The organism is Psychroflexus sp. MES1-P1E (assembly GCF_002836055.1).
Taxonomy (GTDB): domain Bacteria; phylum Bacteroidota; class Bacteroidia; order Flavobacteriales; family Flavobacteriaceae; genus Psychroflexus.
On record NZ_PJBS01000110.1, the window covers coordinates 1 to 8,462 of the forward strand.

Consider the following 8,462-nt stretch of genomic DNA (forward strand, 5'->3'; position numbering starts at 1 on the left):
CCTAAGTATACGAACATTGGATAACACCCCACAGATTGCTGTTTACTCTTGACTATTTTTATTTTTCTACACAACAACGCTTCCGTCATTAAGTATCATACGTTGAGCTACTTTATAAAATCAAGCTTCATCTAGCCTTTATATTTGTCCTGTATTCAAATGAATAATGAAGTTTTCACTAACGTTATTCAAAAAAATATCAATTATGAAAAATTTCACAACCACACTGGTACTAGTCGTTACATGGGTGATGACAATCACATCACAAACGTGTGATAACCTTTTAGAAGCTATGAGAAACAACGATTTAGTTAAGGTTGAAATTTTTTTAAAAACAACTAATCCAAATTGTATTTATGATGGAGATATACAGCCAAGATCACCTCTTGGAATGGCATCTTTACATGGAAATCTAGCTATTGGAAAAGCATTATTTAAAGCCGGCGCAAATGTGTCCTTTAGACACCATAATGATGCAAGTGCCCTGATGATTGCCGCACAAAAGAGACATTATAATTTTTCTAAATTTTTAATTGATGAAGGAGCTAATATAAATGAAGAAACAATTAGAGATGGTACACCATTAATGTCTGCTATAAAGGGAAAAAATATGGACCTGGTAAAACTATTATTAGAATTAGGGGCCAATCCCAATACTGAAATGAAGGGCGACGGAAATGCTGTTATATTAGCAGCAGTGTCAGGTAATATAGAACTATTAGAATTAGTGTTTTGCTATTTGCCAGATATTGACAAAAAAACTATCGGTGATGGTACAGCATTGATTCAAGCTTCAAAAAGAGGAAATATCGAAATGGTAAAAACCCTCGTTAGCCTTGGAGCGGATGTGAATAAAAAAAGTGAAGGCGATGGAAATCCCTTGATTGCCGCTTCTAAAAATAATCATTTAGAGATTGTCAAATTTTTAGTTGAATTCGGAGCGAATGTTAACGCGCATGTAGCAGGAGATGAAACACCCCTTATAAATGCAGCATGGAATGGAAATTTAGATATTGTAAAATATCTAATATATAAAGGTGCAGAGATTAACAAGTCAGCTAGAGATAGTTACTCTATTCTTTCTGAAAAAAGAAGTGCCCTAAAAATGGCAAAGCGAGGAAAACATAAAGATGTAATCACCTATTTAATCTATAAAGGCGCTAATCAATAAAATCACTTAATAAATCACACTATCATGAAAAGAATAATAAAAATTTTCGTTCCAATAATTGCCATACTCGTGCTGAGTTTCTTTTTATTCGAACCGATTATAACACATAATTTTGGGAAAGAAAAACTAAAGGATTTTAGTCACTTACAACTAAATACCAATCATAGTGAACAAATTAAAAAACAAGCTGATAGCTTATTATTATCAGAATTTAGCAAACTTAAAACACCGGCTTTATCTGCGTCCATTGGAATAAATAATACTACTATTTGGTCCAATACAATTGGATATGCCGATGTGGACAACCAAATACTTGCAGATTCACTTACCAAATTCAGAATTGGTAGTACATCAAAAGCATTAACATCTATAGGTCTGGGTGTTTTAATTCAGAGTAAAAAACTTAATACTCATTCCTTGGTCAAAGACTTCGTTCCATTTGCGAGTAATAAACTATCTGAATTAACATTACAACAAGTAGCTTCACATACCTCAGGAATTAGGAACTATGGAAATTGCCTTTGTTTTCCTATTTGGGAATATTATGGCAACCATGAATATAATTCAATTGAAGAAAGTATGGCTGTTTTTAATGATGACGAATTACTTTTTGAACCGAGTACAAACTTTAGCTATAGCTCATACAACTATACATTGTTGAGCGCAATGATGGAAACGGCTTCAGAAAAAAAGTTTCTACCCTTTATGCAAGAGAACGTATTTAAGCCTTTACAAATGACTCAGACCAAAGCCGACAGAAAGAATCAAAATATGGATAATATTGCAAAATTCTATGAAGTAGAAAATGGGAAGATTAAAGAATCTTACGAGGTAAATAACAGTGTAAAATGGGCCGGTGGTGGATTTCTTTCAACACCAAATGATTTAGTCAAATTAGGAAATGCAGTTCTGGATTACAGATTACTAGACTCATTAACTACCACAAAATTGTTTGACCCGGTAAAACTTAATTCTGGGCAAGTAAATAGTGATAATTATGGAATGGGTTGGAGAAACGATATGCGTACAAATATCCACAAAGATGGAAGGGATGTGAATATAATTCACCATGGAGGAGTAGCAATGGGTTCAACTGCTATGCTAATTTTGCTACCAGAATACAATTTAACAGTGGCAGTAACAATGAATAGAAATGCATCAACACAAGAAACAAAAAACTTATTCTTTAGTCTTCCACATAAACTAGCTAGTTTATTTGTTAATTCAAATAAATAAAAAACACCATTAAAGTGAATTTTTAGCTACTAGAAAATTAAATGAATTAGATTTAAATTATAAAACCAGCCCAACAGAAATACATTTTATAATCAAAGAAAACTACATACAATAAAAACTGTAATTAACATGAAAAAAAATCTAAAACTCAAATTGCTGACAATGGTATTTTTGATGTCATTTGTAAACGTATTTGGACAAAACTCGAATAATAAAATAATTTTTCTAAATGATATTTACTCAGACTATACTGAGACTGCTAAAAATCAAATTAGCAATTTAAATGGTTTAGATAATGTTTATAGGGATAAAATTCAATCTACTATTATTAATAGATACTTTTTAAAGAGTGAATATTCTGGTATTGTAAATGATTATTTGTCTGCACCAATACAAAATACCACTGAATTAAATAAGGCAATTGAAAGGATTAATAGTAATAAAAAAAGGATTGAGAGTAAAATTAGATCAGCGTTAGAAAAAAGTGACACCTATCTAAAAAATGATGACTTAACAATTTACATCCTACCCGCAAATCCAGACAACAAAGCAATGATGCAGAGTATGAGTGGGATTATGGGCTTAACGGCAGGGAGCAAACAAATTTTGCTTACAATTGAACCTGATATAGTAGGTTGGGAAGAAATGCTTGAATATGCAGTCGCGCACGAATATAATCATGCATATTGGACAAATATAAATTTTGGAAAATCTGCTAAATGGACTTTACTCGATTACTTAATTTTTGAAGGTAGAGGCGATTCATTTGCCCATTTACTATATCCAAAAGTAAAAGCACCTTGGATCTCTGCACTAAATGATAAAGATAAAGAGGACTTATGGAATAGGATAAAACCAAAATTACAAAGTGAAGATCTTCGGTTTCAAATGGAGGTTATGTTCGGCTCAAAAAATTATCCTTTTTCAGGTGGTTACACAATCGGGTATGAAATAGTTCAACAAGCCTTAGAAGGCAGCACATTAACAGTAGAAAATTGGACAAACCTGAGTTCAGAAAGACTATTAGAAATGAGCGGTTATAAATAAAAAAGGCTTATTGCCAGATCAAAATATAAATCTAGAAGCCAACAAAGACGTGCATAATTAATTAGTTGGTTCTTGCTAACTTGAAAAACCCTATGGACTTTCCTTTCGTTCGTTTTTTTACAAACGTAAAGAACCATTTACAAACAGGCAAAAAAGAATTTGGAAAAACTACTTTGCTTGATTTTTAACTGCAAGATCACCCCAATCTGCTATCGATTTAACTAGTGGAATTAAGGTTTTTCCGAGATCAGTTAGTGAGTATTCTACCTTTAAAGGTGGTTTAGATGTATATACTTTTCTTTTAATGATACCATCCTTTTCTAAAGTTTTTAACTGTAAACTTAGAGTCTTTTCTGTTACAGTAGGCATTTCCTTTCTTAACTCGTGGTACCGTGATTTTCCTTCTAACAAAGCGGAGTTATCTCCATGGCTATGGCCACTTCATTAGAGGAGGCTATCATGATAGAAGAAGCTGGTATTGAATTAGTAATTACCTCTGGATCAGAAGCTGGAGGATATCGAGCCTTCTTTTTAAAACCTGCAGAGGAATCGTTGACCAGTACACGTCTTTTGGTTCATCAGATGGTTAATAGAACTAGTGTCAGTGTCCCTGTGATTCCAGTTGGATGTATTTCAAATGGCAAAGACATTGCTGATGTATTAAAGTTAGGTGCATCAGCAGTACAAATGGGCACTGTGTTTCTGGCCACTGATGAATCTGGTGGATCTGATATACATAAATCCAAGTTACTCTCTACTCAGCCTATAAAAACGAACCTTACTAAAGTCTATACCGGCAGGCTAGCTAGGGTAATTTCAGATAGTCTATCTGAAATTTTTAAAGATTCAACCAGCAAATATAGTGCTCGATATACTATTCAAAGTAACTTTTTGAGTTTTTTTAGAAGTGCTTGTCCGAAACAAGAAAAATTGGAATATTTGACATTTTGGCCTGGTCAACCTTCTACAATACTGAAGCATAGATCTACTAAGAAGTTATTCGACTCGTTGATAAAAGCGGCTTCAAAAGGTTAATCGTAATAACCACAGCTTCGAACCAAAAGCATTTTCAGACTTGTGTTCATTAATGTAAAACATTGTCCTATGACAATGTTTGTAGTTCAAAATACATATAGTTTTGAGGCATCTCAATAATTAAAAAACAAAACAAATGAAAACAATTAATTGGAAATACGCAATCATTGCCGGAATCTTAGGAACAATTCTTTTTGATTTAGTAGGCTTGTTATTTACTGGAAAGTGGTGGGATATTCCAACTATTTTAGGAGTAAAAACTGGTTTAGGTTTAGCATATGGTGTTCTAGGACATTATGGAAATGGGATTTTACTAGCTATTCTTTTTGCAGGAATAGCGCCATCTCTTTGGGGACCAAAATGGTTAAGACCAATCATATTTGTTACTGCAGAAACTATTGCTTTAGTATGGCTATTCATGTTGCCTCTGTTAGGAGCCGGAGTGGCAGGTTTGGATATGTCGCCAATGATGCCGGTAATAACAATAGTTCGCCATTTGGCATATGCTATACCTCTGATATTATTGGTCCAATATGACTATAAAGAACTTATTTCAAAGTAGTATTGGGCATAAAAGGGGGTGATTCTGCTTGCTTTTATACATTTATTTAGTATTACCCAGTAAAAGCTCAAAACTGCTAGATTTTATAACGACTATTCAAAACTATCATTTACCTACTCTATTAAAAAAATCGTTAATAATATATACACGAATGAATATTGTCGATTAGGAATTTAAAAACGATACATAACGAAGTCTATAGCTAATTAAGCGTTCTGTGTGCCCATACAAGATCCAATGAATTTTCCAATAGTTAGGCTTCCATTTTATTAATTAGTTGATTAAGAATCCACCAAATATCGGACACATAAAACATAAATTTAAAATGAAATTAGAATCTTTTAATATCGATTTGAATATAATGATAAAAGGCATGTTACTAGGGTAATTTTAGAAACATCGTTGTTTAAATAGATTCGTATTCTACTTAAGAAGGGACAAATTATGAAGGAGCATAGAGCACCTTTTCCAATAATAGTTTATGTTTTGGATGGTGGGATGGATTTTAAGATACAAGGAATTTCTAATCCTCTTAAAGCTAGTTTTATTGTTACCCTAGAAGGTATGTGCTACATGAATTAAACGCTCGTGAGGATACTATCGTTCGGTTGACTTTATTAAAACTGGACAATCTAGAGCGGGTAGAAAAAAGTGCTAGAAATTAATTTATGAATACTATAAATGACAGAAAAGACGTGAACATATTAGTTAATAGGTTCTATGCTAAAATTAGAAAAGATGGGCTTTTGGGTCCCATTTTCAATGCTCATATTTCAGAAGAACAATGGCCTGAGCACTTAATAAAGCTTACTGGTTTTTGGGAAACAAATTTATTAGGTGTATCAAAATTTAAAGGGAATCCTTCTTCAAAACACATAAAGATTGATGCTAATCTAGGGCATAAGATTGAGCAAGATCATTTTGGAAGATGGTTGAAGCTTTGGTTTGAAACAATTGATGAACTATACAACGGAGAACTCGCAATTAGGGCAAAAGAGTCTGCTCGAAAGATGGCAACAGGTCAGTTTTTAACCATTATGAAAAATCGACCTGAAAATAAAAATCCAGCAGGTGAAAATGTATAAAACCAAACTATTGTACAATAAAAAATCACCTTTGAAGAAAATTTTTTAAATTGGTCAAAAAATGCTCAACACCCTTGCGATAAGGTTCTCGTAAGTGTATTATAACAAACGATAATAATCACAATGAAGAAAATTCAGTTTTAGATGATTACTGCATCTTTGCTATTATCTATTGCAGCTTTAACACAAACAAAAAAGTCTAAAACTATGAACAATAAAATCATTCAAAAATTTAACGTTGTAGGAATTTCTGTAAGAACTACCAATGAAAATGGACAATCAACTAAGGACATTGAGGCATTGTGGGAAAAATTTTGGGGCGAAGAAATTCAAAAACAAATACCGAAGAAAGTCAATGATGATATTTACACAGTTTACACAGATTATGAAACAGATTTTAATGGAACACATACACTAATAATAGGATTACCAGTAAGCTCGTTAGAAAACATTCCAGAAGGTTTTGGAGGAATTACAATTGAAAAAGATGTGTACGAAAAATTTGTTTCAAAAGGTAAAATGCCAGAAGCCGTTCTCGCAACTTGGATGGAAATATGGCAAGATAAGGACTTAAAACGAACCTATAATGCTGATTTTACGATTCACGGAAAAAAATACTATGATGGAGACAATGCAGAGGTAGAAACTTTTATATCCGTTAAAGAATAAAACAGAATAATTAGCAAATGGAGTTCGAGAAGTAGTTTTAAATGGAACTTTGATAAAGGATACTAATTAGAAAGGTTTACTGGAAAGGGTAGACTTGGATGTCACAATTACAAATTTTCTTTTATTAAATACAATTTCATCAATCAAACAAAATATTTACTATTACATCATGTCCTCAATTTTCTATTTTGTTCTTGCTAATTTATATCTAGATTTAAAAAGAATGAAACTTAAGATGTGTTAGCTAATAATTTGCTTAATGGATGTTTAGATGTATTTGCAAGTTCGCTAAATTTTTTAGTCATGCTTATTAAGAAAAAAAGAAATGATATAAAAAAATGGCTTTAGCTTAGCAAAAAGCTAAGTGCTATTTTGATCGATACTAGCCAGATAAAAGGCGGTTGGTGATTATTTGAACTTGGATTTTGATATAATAAAACCAAACTTATAATAGAAAATTAAAATGGTAAAACTATTTTCATACGGAACCCTTAAGTTAGAAAGTGTTCAATTAGATAATTTTGGAAGAATATTAATTGGAAGTAATGACATATTAGTGGGGTACGAGATTTCAGAGATAGAAATCAACGACCCTAGAGTAATTAAATCAAGTGGCACTAATGTTCATCCAATTATGAAATACACAGGTGATAAAAAGGATTTGGTAGAAGGTGTTTTATTTGAATTAACTGATGAAGAATTAATCAATACAGATAAATACGAGGTTGACGATTATAAGCGCGTTGAATTGACATTTGATTCGGGGAATACGGGTTATGCTTATGTGGAAGGTCAATAATAAAATGAATTCAGAAAGATGAAAAATGACTAAATTAATTGTCTTAAAACTAAAATATCGGATCAGACACCAAAAATTATACGATAAGCGCTACTATTTACATTATCGGTTGTAGCCTTCACCTTTTTGTAGCCTTCTCAAAAAGTAGTAAAGTTGATTGTTTGAATTCACTAATTTTAAATTCAAACTGTCAGAATTAAATGCAACAAATTTTGTGAGGGTTAGATCGCTAGGACTCTTACGGAGAGCGATCAAGGAAGATTCACAGGTGATAATCAAGAGAATTAGGTATCAACAAGAGTAGGTTTTATTACTGGCGTATGAAATACGGAGGTATGGAACAACAGGAACTTACGCGTCTGAAGGAGCTTGAAGTAGAAAATTAATAACTCAATCAAATGTATGCGGATGCTAGTTTTGACAATTAAATGCTAAAAGACATGCTGTTAAAAAAGTTATAAGGTCTTCCGACAAGCGAGTTCGTGTCAAATATCTTATTAAAGAGGGTACCGCACCTATTTTACGTATCTGTAGGGTTATATGGTTATTCAGGTTAATGTGGTATTATCAGATCAATAAAAATGATATTGAAGTTATTGACATACTCACAGAGCTTGCGCAATCGTATCCCAATAGGAGTTACTATAAATATTAGCACAAAAACCGTCGTGCAGGCTTTTAATGTAGTAGAAGATAGGTGGAATACCTACAAAATACGTGACTATTTTTTTTAAGCCGCTTTATTAAATAACTTTTCTAATTCTAACTGCATCTCTAAAGGTGTTTTATAACCTAAAGTAGAATGTATTCTTTTTGTGTTATACCAACTGATATAATCCTTTAAACAATCAAATAGCC

At 32.4% G+C, this 8,462-nt stretch carries 10 protein-coding genes and 2 pseudogenes; 10 read left to right on the top strand and 2 right to left on the bottom strand.

The window, feature by feature from the left end:
* Window positions 1–205: 205 nt before the first annotated feature.
* The 3 genes from CXF67_RS02910 (at window position 206) to CXF67_RS02920 (ending at window position 3,454) form a co-directional block, all read left to right on the top strand.
* On the top strand, window positions 206–1,171 hold the full coding sequence (locus CXF67_RS02910) for an ankyrin repeat domain-containing protein (protein ID WP_180957876.1): 966 nt from the start codon (window positions 206–208) through the stop codon (window positions 1,169–1,171).
* A 24-nt stretch (window positions 1,172–1,195) separates the two neighbouring features.
* Window positions 1,196–2,407, top strand: coding sequence for a serine hydrolase domain-containing protein (locus CXF67_RS02915; protein WP_102087384.1), 1,212 nt, complete (start codon window positions 1,196–1,198; stop codon window positions 2,405–2,407).
* 129 nt (window positions 2,408–2,536) lie between these two features.
* Window positions 2,537–3,454 (top strand): DUF2268 domain-containing putative Zn-dependent protease, encoded by a 918-nt coding sequence (locus CXF67_RS02920; RefSeq protein ID WP_102087385.1) that lies wholly within the window; start codon window positions 2,537–2,539, stop codon window positions 3,452–3,454.
* Between the two features lie 168 nt (window positions 3,455–3,622).
* On the opposite strand, the pseudogene CXF67_RS02925 reads toward CXF67_RS02920, so the two are convergent.
* Window positions 3,623–3,865 (bottom strand): annotated as a pseudogene (locus CXF67_RS02925) (winged helix-turn-helix transcriptional regulator); the annotation flags it as partial.
* Window positions 3,866–3,874: 9 nt separating this feature from the next.
* Between CXF67_RS02925 and CXF67_RS02930 the strand changes: the two are divergent.
* The 7 genes and pseudogenes from CXF67_RS02930 to CXF67_RS19150 form a co-directional block, all read left to right on the top strand.
* Window positions 3,875–4,489: a nitronate monooxygenase gene (locus tag CXF67_RS02930; protein ID WP_308302166.1), complete on the top strand. Its 615-nt coding sequence runs from the start codon at window positions 3,875–3,877 to the stop codon at window positions 4,487–4,489.
* A gap of 136 nt (window positions 4,490–4,625) precedes the next feature.
* Window positions 4,626–5,051 (top strand): hypothetical protein, encoded by a 426-nt coding sequence (locus CXF67_RS02935; protein ID WP_102087388.1) that lies wholly within the window; start codon window positions 4,626–4,628, stop codon window positions 5,049–5,051.
* A gap of 444 nt (window positions 5,052–5,495) precedes the next feature.
* Window positions 5,496–5,633, top strand: coding sequence for a cupin domain-containing protein (locus tag CXF67_RS18050; protein ID WP_180957878.1), 138 nt, complete (start codon window positions 5,496–5,498; stop codon window positions 5,631–5,633).
* Between the two features lie 86 nt (window positions 5,634–5,719).
* Window positions 5,720–6,136 (top strand): group III truncated hemoglobin, encoded by a 417-nt coding sequence (locus tag CXF67_RS02940; RefSeq protein WP_102087389.1) that lies wholly within the window; start codon window positions 5,720–5,722, stop codon window positions 6,134–6,136.
* Between the two features lie 207 nt (window positions 6,137–6,343).
* The gene (locus CXF67_RS02945; RefSeq protein ID WP_102087391.1) at window positions 6,344–6,805 is read left to right on the top strand and encodes a GyrI-like domain-containing protein; all 462 of its coding nucleotides are present in this window, start codon (window positions 6,344–6,346) and stop codon (window positions 6,803–6,805) included.
* 463 nt (window positions 6,806–7,268) lie between these two features.
* The gene (locus tag CXF67_RS02950) at window positions 7,269–7,604 is read left to right on the top strand and encodes a gamma-glutamylcyclotransferase family protein (RefSeq protein ID WP_102087390.1); all 336 of its coding nucleotides are present in this window, start codon (window positions 7,269–7,271) and stop codon (window positions 7,602–7,604) included.
* Window positions 7,605–7,882: 278 nt separating this feature from the next.
* Window positions 7,883–7,987 (top strand): annotated as a pseudogene (locus tag CXF67_RS19150) (transposase); the annotation flags it as partial.
* Between the two features lie 347 nt (window positions 7,988–8,334).
* Here the strand turns inward: CXF67_RS19150 and CXF67_RS19155 are convergent.
* The coding region (locus tag CXF67_RS19155; RefSeq protein WP_145990354.1) for an integrase core domain-containing protein at window positions 8,335–8,462 on the bottom strand (128 nt) is incomplete at its 5' end.